The organism is Shouchella lonarensis (assembly GCF_900096965.1).
In the GTDB taxonomy this organism is placed as follows: Bacteria; Bacillota; Bacilli; order Bacillales; family Bacillaceae_D; genus Shouchella; species Shouchella lonarensis.
In genome coordinates, this window is record NZ_FMYM01000004.1 from 174,497 (window position 1) to 191,622 (window position 17,126).

At 43.3% G+C, this 17,126-nt stretch carries 16 protein-coding genes; 5 read left to right on the forward strand and 11 right to left on the reverse strand.

Annotated features, from left to right (window positions below; translation table 11 throughout):
* Positions 1 to 9 precede the first annotated feature (9 nt).
* The 3 genes from BLT29_RS05425 to BLT29_RS13855 all read left to right on the forward strand — a co-directional run bounded on the left by BLT29_RS05425 (position 10) and on the right by BLT29_RS13855 (position 3,184).
* A complete protein-coding gene (locus BLT29_RS05425) occupies positions 10 to 1,041 on the forward strand; it encodes a tetratricopeptide repeat protein (protein ID WP_090775308.1) in 1,032 nt (343 codons plus the stop codon).
* A 92-nt stretch (positions 1,042 to 1,133) separates the two neighbouring features.
* The gene (gene trxB / locus BLT29_RS05430) at positions 1,134 to 2,078 is read left to right on the forward strand and encodes a thioredoxin-disulfide reductase (protein ID WP_090775309.1); all 945 of its coding nucleotides are present in this window, start codon (positions 1,134 to 1,136) and stop codon (positions 2,076 to 2,078) included.
* A gap of 281 nt (positions 2,079 to 2,359) precedes the next feature.
* Positions 2,360 to 3,184, forward strand: coding sequence for a C40 family peptidase (locus BLT29_RS13855; RefSeq protein WP_090775310.1), 825 nt, complete (start codon positions 2,360 to 2,362; stop codon positions 3,182 to 3,184).
* An 83-nt stretch (positions 3,185 to 3,267) separates the two neighbouring features.
* On the opposite strand, the gene guaA is transcribed toward BLT29_RS13855, so the two are convergent.
* The 4 genes from guaA to BLT29_RS05455 all read right to left on the reverse strand — a co-directional run bounded on the left by guaA (position 3,268) and on the right by BLT29_RS05455 (position 9,373).
* Entirely contained in the window at positions 3,268 to 4,815 is a 1,548-nt protein-coding gene (gene guaA, locus BLT29_RS05440; RefSeq protein WP_090775311.1) for a glutamine-hydrolyzing GMP synthase, read from the reverse strand.
* A gap of 253 nt (positions 4,816 to 5,068) precedes the next feature.
* Positions 5,069 to 7,264, reverse strand: a complete 2,196-nt coding sequence (locus BLT29_RS05445; RefSeq protein ID WP_176763822.1) for a DUF4129 domain-containing transglutaminase family protein — start codon at positions 7,262 to 7,264, stop codon at positions 5,069 to 5,071.
* The gene (locus BLT29_RS05450) at positions 7,257 to 8,447 is read right to left on the reverse strand and encodes a DUF58 domain-containing protein (protein ID WP_090775313.1); all 1,191 of its coding nucleotides are present in this window, start codon (positions 8,445 to 8,447) and stop codon (positions 7,257 to 7,259) included. The genes BLT29_RS05445 and BLT29_RS05450 overlap by 8 nt, the downstream gene beginning before the upstream one ends.
* Positions 8,444 to 9,373 carry an AAA family ATPase gene (locus tag BLT29_RS05455; RefSeq protein WP_090775384.1) on the reverse strand — a complete coding sequence of 310 codons (930 nt, stop codon included), beginning with the start codon at positions 9,371 to 9,373 and terminating at the stop codon, positions 8,444 to 8,446. The genes BLT29_RS05450 and BLT29_RS05455 overlap by 4 nt, the downstream gene beginning before the upstream one ends.
* A gap of 161 nt (positions 9,374 to 9,534) precedes the next feature.
* Here BLT29_RS05455 and BLT29_RS05460 point away from each other — a divergent pair, with 161 nt between their 5' ends.
* Positions 9,535 to 10,473, forward strand: a complete 939-nt coding sequence (locus BLT29_RS05460) for a metallophosphoesterase (protein WP_090775314.1) — start codon at positions 9,535 to 9,537, stop codon at positions 10,471 to 10,473.
* A 100-nt stretch (positions 10,474 to 10,573) separates the two neighbouring features.
* Entirely contained in the window at positions 10,574 to 10,774 is a 201-nt protein-coding gene (locus BLT29_RS05465) for a hypothetical protein (RefSeq protein WP_090775315.1), read from the forward strand.
* Between the two features lie 64 nt (positions 10,775 to 10,838).
* On the opposite strand, the gene BLT29_RS05470 is transcribed toward BLT29_RS05465, so the two are convergent.
* The 7 genes from BLT29_RS05470 to ehuB form a co-directional block, all read right to left on the reverse strand.
* Entirely contained in the window at positions 10,839 to 12,833 is a 1,995-nt protein-coding gene (locus BLT29_RS05470) for a penicillin-binding transpeptidase domain-containing protein (RefSeq protein ID WP_176763823.1), read from the reverse strand.
* Positions 12,834 to 13,024: 191 nt separating this feature from the next.
* Positions 13,025 to 13,222 carry a hypothetical protein gene (locus BLT29_RS05475; protein WP_090775317.1) on the reverse strand — a complete coding sequence of 66 codons (198 nt, stop codon included), beginning with the start codon at positions 13,220 to 13,222 and terminating at the stop codon, positions 13,025 to 13,027.
* A 62-nt stretch (positions 13,223 to 13,284) separates the two neighbouring features.
* Positions 13,285 to 13,800, reverse strand: a complete 516-nt coding sequence (locus tag BLT29_RS05480; RefSeq protein ID WP_090775318.1) for a phospholipase A2 family protein — start codon at positions 13,798 to 13,800, stop codon at positions 13,285 to 13,287.
* Between the two features lie 174 nt (positions 13,801 to 13,974).
* The gene (ehuA, locus tag BLT29_RS05485; protein ID WP_090775319.1) at positions 13,975 to 14,748 is read right to left on the reverse strand and encodes an ectoine/hydroxyectoine ABC transporter ATP-binding protein EhuA; all 774 of its coding nucleotides are present in this window, start codon (positions 14,746 to 14,748) and stop codon (positions 13,975 to 13,977) included.
* Positions 14,745 to 15,425 carry an ectoine/hydroxyectoine ABC transporter permease subunit EhuD gene (ehuD, locus tag BLT29_RS05490; protein ID WP_090775320.1) on the reverse strand — a complete coding sequence of 227 codons (681 nt, stop codon included), beginning with the start codon at positions 15,423 to 15,425 and terminating at the stop codon, positions 14,745 to 14,747. Before ehuD ends, ehuA begins: the two co-directional genes overlap by 4 nt.
* Complete coding sequence (ehuC, locus tag BLT29_RS05495; RefSeq protein WP_090775321.1) at positions 15,422 to 16,093, reverse strand: ectoine/hydroxyectoine ABC transporter permease subunit EhuC; 672 nt, start codon at positions 16,091 to 16,093, stop codon at positions 15,422 to 15,424. The genes ehuD and ehuC overlap by 4 nt, the downstream gene beginning before the upstream one ends.
* A 64-nt stretch (positions 16,094 to 16,157) precedes the next feature.
* Positions 16,158 to 17,012 carry an ectoine/hydroxyectoine ABC transporter substrate-binding protein EhuB gene (ehuB, locus tag BLT29_RS05500; protein ID WP_090775322.1) on the reverse strand — a complete coding sequence of 285 codons (855 nt, stop codon included), beginning with the start codon at positions 17,010 to 17,012 and terminating at the stop codon, positions 16,158 to 16,160.
* Between the last annotated feature and the right edge of the window lie 114 nt (positions 17,013 to 17,126).

Below are 17,126 nucleotides of genomic sequence, written 5' to 3' on the forward strand. Positions count from 1 at the left end.
ATCGCGTACATGAGCGACAGATATCATTCAAAACAAACATCTAATATTGTTGTACCCTTCCACCGAAGCGGAGACTACTTTTTCCATAAAGGCTTGACGGCATTTAAGAAAAAACACTTGCATCAAGCGGTAAAACAGTTCGAGCGAGCCATCAAACGTAGTGATAACGAGCCGGCTTTCCAAGTCCAACTCGCTATTGTGCTCACAGAATTAGGTGAATACGAACGAGCAAATGAGATTTTACAAAATGTCCTTTACCAAGGGGAAGAACAACAAGAAATTTGCCACTTCCTCATTGCTAGCAATGCTGCCTATTTAGGCTACTTCTCCCAAGCAAAACACCATGCAGAGCGTTACTTACAACTTGAGCCAGAAGGAGAATGTGCCGAAGAAGCGCAACGCTTAATTGACGTATGCGACAATGACTTACTTTTTACTTCTTCATATCAAGAGGAAGACGAACATCTACTTGACTTGCATGCCCAAGCGCTCGAATATATGGAAACATCTAAGCTCGACCACGCAATGAGGATTTTAGAAGACATTACAAATACGTATCCAGCTTACTGGGCTGCACAAAACCACCTTGCGGAAGTGGTTTTTCGAAAAGGAGAATATGCACGTGCTTTTTCACTATGTGAAACCATCTTAAAAGCACATCCTAATAACCTACTAACACATTGTAATTTAGCATTATTCCATGACAAACTTGGGCATGCTACAAAGGTCGCCCAATACAAACAGCTCCTTCCAACGATCCTTCCAATGGATATTGATCATGCGATCCGACTAGTTGAAGTGCTGTGCACATTAGGACAATATAGAGAAGTAATGAAACGACCGTTACTCGCTTTTACTCACGGCGAAGACCATGTACAATTGCTGCGTTGCTACGGTGTAGCTGCTTATCATACGGGTGACCGTGCACGTGCAACATCACTATTAAAAAAAGCAGCTGAACGCGGTTGTCATATGTCTAGCGCACAACTAAATGCCATCAAGCAGCAGCAAAGTCAACAAATTACCTTCTCTCCTTTCTAGTCGCGCGCTTGTGAGCAGAACATTGGACATCACGATTACAGATCCGCTACGATAATGATATACACGAAAGACATAATTTAGGAGTGTGAAACATGGAAGAGACAATCTATGACGTCATTATCGCTGGTGCTGGTCCAGCCGGCATGACAGCAGCCGTCTATACATCTCGTGCAAACTTACGCACATTAATGATTGAGCGTGGTATTCCTGGTGGACAAATGGCCAACACGGAAGATGTTGAAAACTATCCAGGATTCGATCACATTTTAGGGCCGGAATTGTCAAATAAAATGTTTGAACACGCCAAGAAGTTTGGCGCCGAGTATGCTTATGGTGATATTAAAGAAATCATTGATGATGGCAATACAAAACGCATCATTGCTGGGAACAAAACATACACCACGCGTGCCGTCATTGTAACTACAGGTGCCCAATATAAAAAATTAGGCATTCCCGGCGAGCAAGAATTGAGCGGGCGTGGCGTGTCTTATTGTGCGGTGTGTGACGGTGCTTTCTTTAAAGATAAGGAGCTATTCGTCATTGGCGGCGGTGACTCTGCCGTAGAAGAAGCCGTTTACTTGACTCGTTTTGCTTCTAAAGTGACAATCGTCCATCGACGCGATGAACTGCGGGCACAAAAGATTTTACAAGATAGAGCCTTTCAAAACGAAAAAATCTCCTTTATGTGGAACAAAGTTGCCGAAGAAATTCACGAAAAAGACGGCAAAGTCGGCAGCTTAACTTTAAAAGACACACAAACCGGGGAACGTGAAACGCATAAAACTGACGGTGTGTTTATCTACATTGGCATGGTGCCATTAAGTGATTGTGTAAAAAATTTGGACATCACAAATGATGAAGGCTACATCGTCACCAACGCAGAGATGGAAACGAACGTTCCAGGCATTTATGCTGCTGGTGATATTCGTGAGAAAACATTACGGCAAATTGTCACTGCCACAGGTGATGGCTCTCTCGCTGCGCAAAACGTTCAGCACTACCTAGAGCATCTGCCAGAAACGGAGAGCGCCAAATAGTCATAAGCTTTTAATCAAGTTGTAACCTTTTCGCAATCGCTGCATTTTATAATAGAGACATGTGATTTGACCCCCTTTTCAAATATAGTTCGACTTCCCGTGGACCAAGTGTCCACGGCTTTTTTTTTGCAAAAAATCTAATGTGAGTATTCCTATCCCCTACGAGAGTCGCACATCTAACTGTTTTAGAATTGTTATGTCTTCGTAATCGACCAATAAACGTTTTGTCATGTCCATACGTTACATTAATAACAAGGACGATTATTCAAGGAGGCATTTTCGTGAAAAACATCCAAACGCGCACAACATCGCTCACATGGAAACAATGGGTACTTCGCTCAGCTGCTACAGTAGGACTTGCAACCACAGCCCTGTTCGCTTTAAACGGCGAAGCGTCCGCAAGTGTTGACATGACTAAAGTTAATGAGACCTCGCCACAAACGACAACAACCGAGGCAAGTACACCCGTCACAGTAAAAACTGTTCGCCTAGGAGACCGGAACGATGTTGTAAAACAAGTACAAGAAAAAGTAGGCACAAATGTTGATGGCATTTTTGGTCCTAAAACAGAGGACGCTGTCAAAGACTTTCAAGCAGCGAATCAATTGCAAGTGGATGGGATTGTTGGTCCAAAAACGATGCAAGCACTGGGAATTGCAACCCCAACCACAGCGACGACCCAAACAACTTCAACAAACGAGACTGCAAAACCGATACAAACAGCAGCACCTGCATCAAATGCAACCCATTCATCACTCATTGACGTAGCGCTCGATCAACTTGGCGCACCTTATTCATGGGGCGGACAGTCACCGCAAACAGGTTTTGACTGCAGCGGCTTTATTCATTATGTATTTGGTACACAAGGTATTCAATTACCACGAAGTGCACAAGGGCTATACGATATGGCTTCCCCCACTTCATCTCCAAACGTAGGCGATCTCGTCTTCTTTACGAACACATATGAAACAGATGCCTATATTACACATGCTGGCATTTACATTGGTAACAACAGCTTTATTCATGCTGCTTCAAGTGGCGTAGAACAATCGAACTTAAACAACACGTATTGGCAGCAGCATTACGTCGGTTCAGGCAGCCTTTAGTAACATGGACAAGCAGTAAGTTATTTATGACGAACAAAAACCTGGTGCGCACATAAGGTGCTACCAGGTTTTTCATGTCTTACTTACTCCCACTCAATTGTAGAAGGTGGCTTACTTGTAATATCATAAACAATCCGATTCACATGAGGAACCTCATTCACAATACGCGTTGAAATTTTTTCAAGTACATCCCACGGGATACGCGCCCAGTCTGATGTCATCCCATCAATCGATGTGACCGCACGAATACCGACTGTGTAGTCATACGTACGTGCATCCCCCATCACACCAACACTCCGCATGTTTGGTAGCGCGGTGAAGTATTGCCAAATATCCCGATCGAGCCCCGCTTTTTTAATTTCCTCGCGTAAAATAGCGTCCGACTCACGGACAATTTCTAACTTCTCATCCGTGATCTCACCTAATACGCGAATACCTAGACCTGGACCTGGGAATGGTTGGCGCCAAACCACTTCCTCTGCAATACCTAGTTCAGTTCCGACCGCGCGCACTTCATCTTTAAATAATGCACTCAACGGTTCAATCAATTTAAACTTCATGTCTTCTGGTAGACCACCAACATTATGATGTGACTTAATGGTCTCCGCTGTATCTGTTCCTGACTCAATAATATCTGTATACAATGTGCCTTGCGCCAGAAACTCCATTTCTTTATCTTTAAGCTTGGCTGATTCTTCGTCAAAGACGTAAATAAATTCATTTCCAATGATTTTCCGCTTTTCTTCTGGATCGGTCACACCTTTTAATTTTCCGAGGAAACGTTCAGATGCATCGATTTTAACAACGTTCATATTGAACCCTTCGCTAAAAGTCTTCATGACACTTTCAGCTTCTCCTTTGCGTAGCAAACCGTGATCGATAAACATACACGTCAGCTGGTCACCTATGGCACGATGAATGAGCACAGCGACAACAGAAGAATCGACGCCACCACTAAGAGCACACAATACTTGTCGGTCCCCAACTTGCTCACGAATCTTCGAAATTTGTTCCTCAACAAAATTCTCCATGGACCAATCACCTTTTGCGTTACAAATTGAAAAGGCAAAATTCTTCAGTAGTTCATTCCCATGTTGAGAGTGTCTTACTTCCGGATGGAATTGCACACCGTACAAATTGCGCGATGTATCACTCATCGCTGCAACAGGACAAGAATCACTCGTACCATCAACTGTAAATCCAGTGGGTGGGACAACAATTTTATCACTATGGCTCATCCACACCGGTTGTGATGCAGGGGTTCCTTCGAATAACTGAGACTCATGAGCGACCTCTAACAACGCTTTCCCATATTCACGCTGTGAAGCTTGCTCTACTTTCCCACCAAAATGTTGCGTCATCAATTGCATACCATAACAAATTCCTAAGATCGGCACCCCTAAATCATAAATCGCGGGGTCACATGTCGGTGCACCTGGCGCATAGGCACTATTAGGACCACCTGAAAAAATAATGCCTATTGGGTTCTTCTCTTTTATCTCTGCAGCCGTCATCTTATGGGAGTGTAGTTCACTATATACACCAAGATCACGGATACGCCTCGTAATTAACTGATTATACTGCCCGCCAAAATCAAGGACAATCACCGTCTCATGACTCGCCTTTTGCATACCATCCACCCTTTACATCGCTAAATTATTTAAACAAAACGGCTACAAATCCCGATACGTTTCATACGCACCAGGTTGTAGCCGACCAAACCCTTTCAGGATACAAAAACCGTATCATTCCGGTAATTACTTCCGAAAAACTGTTTGTTCGATCCCTCATTCCACCCTCTAGATCTACCTACATGATGACACTCATCTTCCGTCTCTATGCATGTTTCACAGCGTCTATTTTACCAAGTAGCGCGTTGCATGGTCAAGGTTTGATTTTTGCTAACATCATTTTCCAATGTTTTTCATAGATATGTGCTTGTAGGTTCGGCACACGTCCACCATATACATATTGTTCATACACAGCTGTCAACGACCGCATATGGTCACCGCCGATCGCTTCATCAATTTTTGCCGCATACTCTGTCAATGTTTGTGGTTTTCCCCGTTCATACCCATGTACATGAAGCACCCAGAGTAAGTGCATATACGCCGCTTTAAAAGACGTTGGACTCATTTGCTGTTGAAATCGTCTTTGGGCAAAAAAACGGACAATTGTTTTATAAAAAGTGTTCACAACCAACACAACAATTGACATGAACACAACAAACACCGCTAACAACAACGTAAGATCAATAGATAATGACTTCTTATCTTCTTTTGTCACGGTATCTTTGCCTGCATCCTCCAGTTGTTCACTTGCTGCCTGTTCATCTTGTCCATCAGGTGTATCAGGTGTTTTTTTTGCTTCATCATCTGAGTCTGACTGCGCAATGTGCGAGAAACCGGCAAAACCCGGTGTCGGCTCAAAAGGAATCCAACCAACTTCTGGGAAATACACTTCTACCCACGTATGAGCGTGACGGTTTTTAATTAAGTAACCCTCGCGTCCCATCTGCAACATGTCTTCCTCTGGAAGCTGCGCCTTCTCTCCTCCAGCAAAACCTTTCACCCACCGCGTCGGTACATCGAGTGTACGTAACATAACCGCCATCGCTGTCGAAAATTGCTCGCAATATCCCCGCTGTGTATCAAATAAAAATTGATCTACATAATCTTTTCCTTCTTCAAGAATAGGGACATCGTCTGTCTCATAATGAAAATCGGGGCCTTTTAAATAACTTTCAATCGCTTTTGCTTGGGTGTAAGGATGCGTTTCCTCCCCAACAATTTCTTGTGCCTTTTCCTTAATGCGATCTGGTAGCTCCTCAGGTAATAGTGTAAATAGCCATATGTTTTCATCTTCAAAGTCATACTGAATGTCGTATTCTTTTAACGCTGCAAAATCATATGTCGCATCCCGATACACGACATCATACAACCCGGGTGGTGCTTCTCCGTTTTCTAATCTTACCTTGCTCGACAAAGGATCGATCCGAACGTTATAAACGTCTTCATCTTCTGTGTTACGCCAACCAACAACGCTTGACGATTGCAATTGTCCAGGATAAAAAATATGATCAAACGCGACATCCGGCCCTTGACCCAAAAACGTTGCAGTTTTTTCCTCCGAGAATGACACAATATCCGTACGCACATTTTGTTCTAACAAAGACGGTTCCACAAAGCGCCCTTGTTCCTGTCCTTCTTCTGACGCAATCAGATCCCACCCTGTGCCTGTGTACATATTCTTCGTTTCACCTTTTAAGTATGCTTGCTTAGAGGAAGTCCATACCCGAAAAATGTGTGTCTCATCTTGCATCAACGGTCCACCTAAATGAAGATCGTCCTCACCGTAACCGGTGCGCCCCTCGCTTTTCATTCCCTCCCCAGACTGCCTGTTGTCTGTGCCAAAAGAAAAGACAGGCGCAGCCTTTGGTAATGTATATCCAGTAAGAAGTGCACCCATCATACAAAGGATCCCCAACGTCATGACACCAAACAAGCCTTTCCGCTCATTGACGTGCTTCATCTGTCTATACTGCTCCGTAAAACGAATGAACATAAATAAAAACGTACCTATGGCGAAAATACGCATGACCGCTACACCTGCATCATAAACCGTCGTGGCGTCAACAATGATGACAAACACAATCGTGATGACCACGAAAGATAAAATCCGGCGACCGTACACAATCCAATAAAAAAGCACGTGAGATACAAGTGAAAGCACAATGAGAAATAAAAAAGTTCTATAAAAATCCGTTACATTTGCTAAATTTCCAGAGGATAATATAGACAACGGCTGATCAATCAATTCCTGTACCATGTAAGAAAACCAAGACTGTCCTGCATCAGTTGGAAACCCTAGAAACAGCGCACCCATAATGATTAGCACACGTAACATAAACCGTAGGGAGGGCGCTATGTTCATAAAAGCAACGACAAAGAACAACACGAATGCCCATGCGAAAATCGTAATATTATCTGTATGCGTTAAGAAAGGGATTGGATAAATCCATTCTAAAACAAGGAATAATCCACCCGTATAAAGCAATGCATCACATAATCGTTCACGCACGACAAAACGCCTCCCCGTCTGTTTGCTCATATCGTTGTTGTGGCACATGAAGAAACATCGCTCCTGCCGCTTCTAGCGTCTCTTGCTCATGCATAGATATGCGCGAAGCAATGGTCACATAAACATGTTGTGCTCTATCCAAAAATGACCGCACCACTTGCTCAGTAGCAGACGTATAAATCGGTATCACGAGAAACACAACCACTTTTTCATGTGTTAATACGATATCTTGTGGTGAAATTACTTCGTTTTCCGTTAAAGACAGTAAGGACAACGTGCGTAACGCTGCTGACCACGACGACTTTGACACCGACAATGTTTGCCACCCTTGATTATAAAACAATAGAGATGATGTCACTTGTCCCGCGGTTAACGTCGCCACAATAGACGTCACACTCGACACCGCTTGCTCAAATCGAACAAAGGTCGCTTCATCCTTAGCACGACCGGCATACGGGAAGGCTATGACGATCGCTTGTTCATGTGCTTCTGTTTCAAACATTTTTGTGAACAATCCAGTGACACCAGCAGAACGCTTCCAGTCCACTCTAGCTAAACGATCCCCTGGTTCATATGCACGAATACCTGCAAATGCATAGTCTTCTTGTTGGTGCAACCATTTTCTTGTCGTTTGTTCCTTTACATCCGCATACGCCAAATCATCTAGCTGACAATATGCCGGATAGACGAGCATTTCTGTTGTCACTGGAATTGTTCGTTTAAGCGCTAGTAAACCGAACAAGTCGTGGACCGTCACATTTACACGAGGAAATATATGTTGGCCACGCACAGTCGCTTGAACTACATAAGAAAATGATACTTGCTTTCTCAACGAAGGAGACAACCATGCGCGTTGCGTCTTTGTCGCCTGCAATCGTTTTGGTACTTGATCGACAACCTCATAGCAAAAAGCAGGCAACCAACGTTGTTTTTTTATCATCACTTTCACATCGACATGGGAGAAACATGGTACTTCCTGTGTCGATATTTGTCGCGCAACTTGAATGCCCCATAAAGATAAAAACGAAACGATACAAGAAAATAAGACAACACTGACGATTGCATAAAATAAAAACCAGCTTACAAAACCACCTCGAAACAAGGCATACACAAAACTCGCCGCAAAGAGGAGACATGCAAATAACCACCGTCTCATTTGCATAGACATTTTTGTTCGTTTCACAACGAAACCTTCTCTTTTATCATGACTGGCACTTCAATCTGCGCTAGTAACTGTTCAATGACCGTCTCTGGTCGCATCTCTCTATGGCGTCGCTCCTGCTTTAAGCGTATGCGATGATTCAGTACATAAGGCGTCACTGCCTTCACATCATCTGGTTTTACGTACGTGCGTCCCATTGAGAATGCATACGCTTGTGACACACGCATGAGCGCAATCGCCGCTCGTGGACTAGCACCCAGCTCAATATGCGGGTCAAAACGTGTTGCTTGAATGATTTGAACCAAATAAGATTTTACTTCTTCTGCTAAATAAACATGTTTCACTGCTCGTTGCAAATGAACAATATCTTCTGGCGTCATCACACTTTCTAACGCTGCAATTGGATGCTCATGCATAACGCGGTCTAATAACGCTAACTCTTCTGTAAATGTTGGATACCCAACCGCTATTTTTAACAAAAATCTGTCCAACTGTGCCTCAGGAAGTGGAAACGTGCCTGCATACTCAATCGGATTTTGTGTCGCCATCACAAAAAAAGGCGCTTCAATCTGACGTGTAGTGCCATCAACAGTGACATACCCCTCTTCCAAAGCTTCTAACAACGCTGCCTGGGTTTTAGGAGATGTTCTATTGACTTCATCAGCTAACACAACATTGCCCATAATCGGTCCAGGGCGAAATTCAAATTGACCATGATGTTGGTTATAAAAGGAAAAACCCGTCACATCTGATGGTAATAAATCTGGTGTAAATTGAATCCGTTTAAACGAACCCCCAATTGTTCGAGCCACAGCTTTTACAAACATTGTCTTTCCAACACCTGGAACATCTTCTAGTAACACATGTCCACCGGCCAATAGTGCCACAAAAACAAGGCGGATCTCAGTTGTTTTCCCTATCATGACACGTTCTACATTTTCAATCATCTGTGCAACTTTTTCGCTACTCTGCACATGAATCCACCCTTTCTCGACGGCATTTACCAAAATCGTAGCATGAACGCCCTTTTTAGGCAAAGAAAAACACTTAAGTATCCTAACATGATTCGTCCACGTCTGGATACACTAAGATCGATAAGGAGGTACCCATGAAAAACACATACAAAAACGCAAAAAAACTTATTTTCCTACTCATTCTCACGTTCATATTTAATATAAGCACTGTTTCTGCACAACAAAACCACCCATTTACCTTTGTATGGATGACAGATACACAATACTATTCAGAAAAGTATCCCCACATATACGAGCGCATCACTGACTGGATCGCTCAGGAGGCACAAGCAGACAACATTCGCTATGTATTTCATACGGGCGACATTGTCAATCATCATAACAAGGAAAAAGAATGGATCAATGCACATAAAGCCATGAAAACGTTAGATACTGCGCTTGTCCCCTACGGTGTACTCGCCGGCAACCATGACGTCGCTCATGATGAATTAAATTATAAACATTTCAGTCACTACTTCGGTGAAAAACGCTTTAAAAACCGCTCGTATTACAAAGGAACATATGAAAATAATCGGGCACATTATGATGAAATTAAGGTTTCCTCCCATCAGTTCCTTATGTTACACATTGGGTATGGTTTAAACGATGACGTGCTCAGCTGGGCGAAAACTGTAATAGACGAGCATCCGAAACACACTGTCATCATTGCAACCCACCGTTATTTAAAATTGGACGGTAGCCGGTCTGGTGATGGAGAAAAGCTGTTCCAAACACTCATTCTTCCTTCTCCTAATGTCCAGCTTGTCTTAAGTGGACACTATTCAGGTACCGCCCAAAAGTTCGATCGCATTGACGATGACGGTGATGGCAAAACAGATCGCACAGTCGTGCAATTATTAACTGACTATCAACGCTTTAAAAAGGGTGGTAATGGCTTTATTCGCTTACTCTCTTTTAATCCAAATTTGCAAACAGTTACGGTTGATACTTTTTCACCTTATACAGATGAGCATACACTTGATCATAAAGACGTGAAACAACCGATGTCATTCCACTTCCGGCTCGCATTTTAACCCTCTTTCCTTGTATAGTCATTTGCCCAAATTTTGCGCTTCCATCACCTTTTATAGGGCAAATCCATATGTTGTAGTAAACCGGAAAGGTGGTGCTTTTATGAGCTATTACGGCGGAGGTTACGGGCAAGGATGCTGCCCGCCACCACCATGTGGATCGTATGGTGGTGTTGGCTGTGGCGGTGGATTTGGCTGGATCATTGGTATTATCGTCGTTGTATTTATCTTACTCTGTCTCTTTGGCGGCTTTGGTGGCTATGGTGGTTACGGTGGGCAAGGCGGCTATAAACCATCTTGTTGATCATCAACATATTAAAAAACCAACCGACAGTTCATACTGTTTAGGTTGGTTTTTTCGTACTATATTATTGTGCGTTTGTAAAAACTGCGTTCATTTTGTTAATTAAATCACCACTAGACGCGCCTTCTTGCATGAGCGCCACAACAAGTTGCCCCGGCTCTCGATCATAAGCCACAATCCAGCCGAGTAAATCTTCATCTTGCTCACCTTGATCTCCAGTCACTTGTGCCGTTCCCGTTTTTGCGGCAAGAGACTTTCCGTCCACTTGCATCCCATGCGCTGTCCCACGCTTGTCGGTAACAACCTCTACTAACGCTTGATCAATTTGTTGCGTAATTTCAGGCGTAAACACTTCTTTCCATACTTTAGACTTCTCTTCTTTCTGATCCAATACGGGTTGAATGACTTTTCCATCATTCACAAAAGCTGTATACAATGCTGTTAAATGAACGGGGTTCATTAACACTTGTCCTTGACCATAGCCTGTATCCGCTAACTGAATGTCGTTGTCAAAGCCATCTTCATTCGTAAAACTCGACGGCTTAAGACCATATGAATAAGGGAAGGGCTCACCAAAACCTAGCTCCTCAGCAAATGAAATCATCCGCTCTTCTCCTAACTCAAGCGCATGCTGGGCAAAATAAATGTTGTCTGAGTAAACAAGCGCTCGATTTAAGTCAACTGGTTCCCCATAATCAGACACACGCTTCACTTTATGCGTACCCCAGTCTGATCCTTCAGGCTGCCACTCCCTACCAGACACAGTCATTGACGCCTGTGGATCTAATGTCCCTTCTTTCAATCCTAACGCAGCAGTAAACGGCTTAAATGTCGAACCAGGAGAGTAACTCGCCGTAAATCGATTCAACATTGGACTGTTATTCTCTTCACTCGCGGCTTCTGCGTATGCTCCTGGCCAGCCAAGCGCCAACTTATTCGGATCGTACGTCGGGGCACTGACGAGCGCCAACGTTTCACCCGTCGTTGGATGCAACACAACACCGACACCGGCCTCCTCTTTCAACTGCTCATACACTGTTTGTTGTACTTTCGGATCAATCGTTAAGTGAATGTCCTCTCCGGGGGCCATCTCTTTCTCGCTAATCGTGTGTTTTTTCTCCCCTGTGGCATCTTTTGTATAAATCTCCACCCCATCTTCTCCGCGTAAACGCGACTCAAACACGGCCTCTAATCCTGTCTTACCAATTTTTGATTGCTGATGGTATCCTTCTCCTGCACGGTCTTCTAAATCTTCGGCTGTGACTTGGGCAATGTATCCTGTTAAATGCGCTGCCGCTTCACCGAGGGGGTAGACGCGATCTGACTTCATTCCCCTCATTAATCCAGGTATCTCATTGGCCATCTTTAATGCATACTCTTCCTCTGACGCTGGTAATCTCATCAATGGTACATAGGAATCGGGCTTTACCCAACCTTGTTCAAGCTGAGACTGAATATACGCTACGTCCAACGGGAATGCCTCAGCCACACTTTCAACACTCCCTTCTTCTACATTGCCAGCTTTAAAACCAATCTCCACCACTTCCCCGTTCCCAGCCAACACTTCTCCATCTGCTGCGTACAACTCACCACGTGTCGCTTCAAATCGGTCAAAAGAAACTTCATCATCTCCCTCAAGCTCTGGGAATATGAGCTGTGGTTTCCATGCAATTTTCCATTCTTTTCCCTCATCACTTTCTTCCAATACAACTTCTAATGCCTCCGTAAACGAAACCGGTTCTGCAATCGTATCCATAGACACGTCTACCTTAATTTCATCTGTCTCTTCACCTGAAAACGATTCCGGAAATGTCGGCTTCACTTGTAATTCTGATATAAGTGCATAAATGTTTTCATGTCTTTTCACAAATGCTTCTTCACTAATGTTTGCTTGTGCTTCTTTCGTCAAACGCGCATACATTTTATCATATGCTTCTGCATGCCAGTCCTCTATGTATTTGGAGACTGCATCTTCCGGCGTTTCGGTTCCACACGCAGAGAGCCATAGTAAACCAGCTGTGAGCACACACGCTTTTAGCCATTTCTCGTTCCTCTTCACTTTTTCATCCCCTCTACTTATCATTCTTCTTGCTCGAAAGCAAGCGTTTTCTCCCATCACCATAGCACATTTTCCTACGCGATGAAAAGAAAAAACGTTTGACAAATGTCTATTTTTATCTTTTACTATCGTATAAGAGCTCGTCTTTTTCAACAATCAAACATAGGAAGGAGGTCTCACATACCCCCTTCCTATTCCAGCACACCATTGATGACGTAACCAAGCAGCATGACGAGAAAGAAGCTAAAAAACATCACCAAGTTTAATACAATTAAACTTTTCTTTTCCGCAAGAACCGCGCAAAACATTCCTACAGGAGAGACAACAAGTGTGAGTAACCAATAAGGCGTCGATAATTGAAAAACGATATTCGGTAACCAAAGAAACATAGATATGATTGCACAAGTAAGTGCGACATTTTTTACCCCATCTGCTTCAAATCCTTTCTATATCAACGACATATCATGACTGTAAAGAAAAATTTTACCCCTAATGCCACAAGCTTCTCAAAAAACTTCATTTCGCTAAAATGACGGTCAATATGTGCAATCAGTGCCTCATCACATTCACAAGAAAAATATCCTTTCTCGGCATAACATCCATCGTGCTGCATACAACCTTGGTCTAGTAAATCTTGTGGAAACCCACCACCATGACCTGGTCCACACCAATTTCCCCAAATGGGTATAGATAGTTGGAGAGACATTTCACCTTGCCCATATGCATCATTTAAGCGATTCACTGTTTCCCCAATAAGCAATTGTTCTTCTGACATCCCATCTGCAATGGCCTTGTCTTTATCAAAGAAGACGCCATCATCTGTCACCGTCATATATGGCCACAACGCTTCCTCTACATCATCGTACATCAGTCTTTCCTGTGCACTTGCTTGGGAAAACGGTGCTAACACAACACTCGCCATGAAAAGCATTAAAAAGAACAGCTTGATGTATCGCTCGCGATTCAAATTGTCTCCCCCCTCTCATACATCTTATGAACCCACTCTCTCCAATATCATCTTAAAATCTTTTTAGGAAGGATTTTGTTTAAAAATTTAAACAACTGCGGTGATCAATAGTAAAACAGCGCTATCAGCATCATAAAAACGGTATGCCCTCACTAAGAGAACATACCGTAAGCTTTACGCATGAAACCGACTTAAAAAAGCTTGTAACCTTTCTGTCTTGGGTGCATGAATGACCTTTTCTGGCGGCCCTTGTTCTGCGATTTGACCGTTATCTAAAAAAAGCACTTGGTCTGCAACATCAGCGGCAAAATCCATTTCATGGGTGACTAACATCATTGTTGTGTTTCCTTCTGCTGCAATATCACGAATCACTTCGAGCACTTCACCAACAAGCTCCGGATCCAACGCAGCTGTCACCTCATCAAACAACAGCACTTGTGGTTGCATCACGAGTGACCGTGCAATTGCAACCCTTTGTTGTTGTCCACCAGAAAGCTGCGCGGGATACATATCTACTTTATCTGACAAACCCACTTTTTCAAGCATCTCCAATGCACGCGCTTCTGCTTCTTCTTTACGTATTCCCAGCACATGGATCGGAGCAGTCGTGCAATTTTTCATAATCGTCATATGTGGGAATAAATTGTATTGTTGAAACACCATTCCCACTTTTCCCCTCATCGCCCGCAAATGTTTTTCATTGGCAGAAACTAATTTACCATTGACCTCTTTATGCCATAGCATTTCACCGTCAATCTCAATGATGCCTTCTGTCGGTCGCTCCAATGTCATGAGCATGCGAATAATCGTTGTCTTTCCTGAACCTGACGGACCGATTAGTGCAACCTTCTCTCCTCTTTTTACCTCTAAATTTAAATCATTTAATACCGTTACTTCACCAAACGTTTTTTTAACGTTTTCATAACGTACAAGTGTTTGTGTTTTCACATACTCACTTCCTTCCCATTACGACCATTTCCGTGCAACGAAGCAACTTTATGTTCTAAATACTGTATAAATAAAGCCGCCGGATAACTTAATATAAGGAATAAAAAGCCGACAATTGTAATTGGCTCAACATAACGAAATGTACTCGTCCCGATCGATTGCGCCACTTGCATCATCTCAACAACAAACAAGGCAGACAATAGCGGTGTTTCTTTAAAAAGAACAATTAAATAATTCCCAAGCATTGGCACTACAGGTGGGACCGCTTGTGGCAAAATGACTTTACGCCACGTTTGAGCCCGAGAAAAATTCAGTGCCTTACTTGCTTCCCATTGGCTTTTTGGTACCCCTTCGATACCCGCACGATAAATCTCAGACATATACGTGCTGTAATGAATCCCTAATACGACGATGCCTGTCTGTAACCCGTCTAACGGCGTTGCATAAAAAACAAAGAACAACTGTACGAGCGGTGGGGTCGCGCGAACAAATTCAACAAAACCGGCGGTAATAAGCGCCAACAGCTTGAATCGTGAACGACGCAACAACGCAAGAAGCAACCCAACGAGTAAAGCAATGACATACGCGGCTACCGCTACACCGACCGTGACGCCCATCGCCCGCGCAATTTCAGGAAAAATTTCAACTGCAAAATCCCAATCCCATGCTTGATTCATGATGTGCGCACCCCCTTGCCTGCTCGTTTTTCAAACTTACGCGCCAAGAATATGAGCGGCAATGCAAGTACAAAATACATGAGCAATAAATAAAAGTAAATTTCTATTTGATTGGACAGCGACGTATAACTTCCTCGTAATACATTCGCACGAAATGTCATATCTGCTAATGAAATAAAATATACAAGTGACGTCCCTTTCAATAATTCAATGGCATTGTTTCCAAAACCAGGTAACATCAAACGAATTGCTTGAGGTAAAATAACAAACCTCATCCGCTGCCACTTTGACATATTTAATGAGATCGCCGCCTCCGTCTGACCATGCCCGACCGACTGTATCGCACTCCTTACAATTTCCGATGCGTATGCCCCGTAATTTAAACCGATTGCAAGTGCACCAGCCATGAATGTTGACATCGCCAAATTTGGCACAATGAGCGGCAATGCATAAGCAAAGAAAAACATTTGCACAAGCAACGAAGTACCGCGAAACAATTCTACAAATACAGTCGACACCCCCCTGATTGCAACATGATGACTCGCTCGTCCCATACCTGCAATGAAAGCGATGCTATACGCAATGAGTACACTCACTAAAAAGACTTGTACCGTGACAATGAGACCAGTCATCATATACGGTAAAAACGTGCTGACATTCGTAAACATCTTTTTTACTCCTCTCCAAAAGTAAAGGAGGCATCAATTGGAATGCCTCCTTTCATCCACTCCATTACATATTGCAACGTTGCTCGGTTGTAATATCTGTCGGTGGCAAATTCGCTTCTGTGAAGCCAAATGCCTCAATAATTTCCAGCAATTCCCCTGATTCAATCAGCTTGGCCAGTGCTTCATTATACTCATCACGCAATTGCTCACCTTCCTCTGTTAGCGGAAACACAGCCGCACCATAAGCAACTTGTGGGACCCCTTCAATGAGCGGTTGAGTGAAATCGTCCACAAATATGATTTTGTCTGTATGTGCATTTTGAACTGCGGCATTCACTGTTGCGTCTGTCGCAACCATCGCGTCAGCCTTCCCTGATTCTAGGGCAGCAATGTTTGCAGGGATATCATCTGCAATGACAAGCTGAGAATCGTCCACGCCTAGACTTTTTAGCATATCAATTTGATTTGCGCCCGCCATGACCGCAACTTTGACATCACGGTTTTTGGCAATATCTTCATAACTCCTTAAATTTAAAGGATTACCTGCTGCGACAGCCATGCCCTCACCGTACTGAATTTCAATATCAGCAAAATTACCGTTTTCGCATCGCTCTTTTCGTATGTCCATTCCCGCAGTCACAACATCAAAATTGCCAGCATTAACGCCTTGAATTAATGATCCAAAATCAGCCACTTCTCCTTGGATGTCTTCATAGCCCATTGACTGAAACACAGCACGAGCAATTTCTGGGTTTGCCCCTGTCACCTCATCCTTCTCCATATCCATGTAACCATATGGTGCTTCGTTCGCAACACCAACACGAATGAGTTTCGCATCGCCCCCTGTTTTCTCATCTCCACATGCCGCCAACATTGATATAGACAACAATAAAAAACCGAATATTCTAACCTTTTTCATTAAAAAGCCTCCTTTACCATCATCGATGCAGCATAAAGAACAGCATTCACCGCCTTTTACTCACCCTTGCTCTTTTTATCATAGCATAAATAAAATGCTGTTTAAAACGAACTT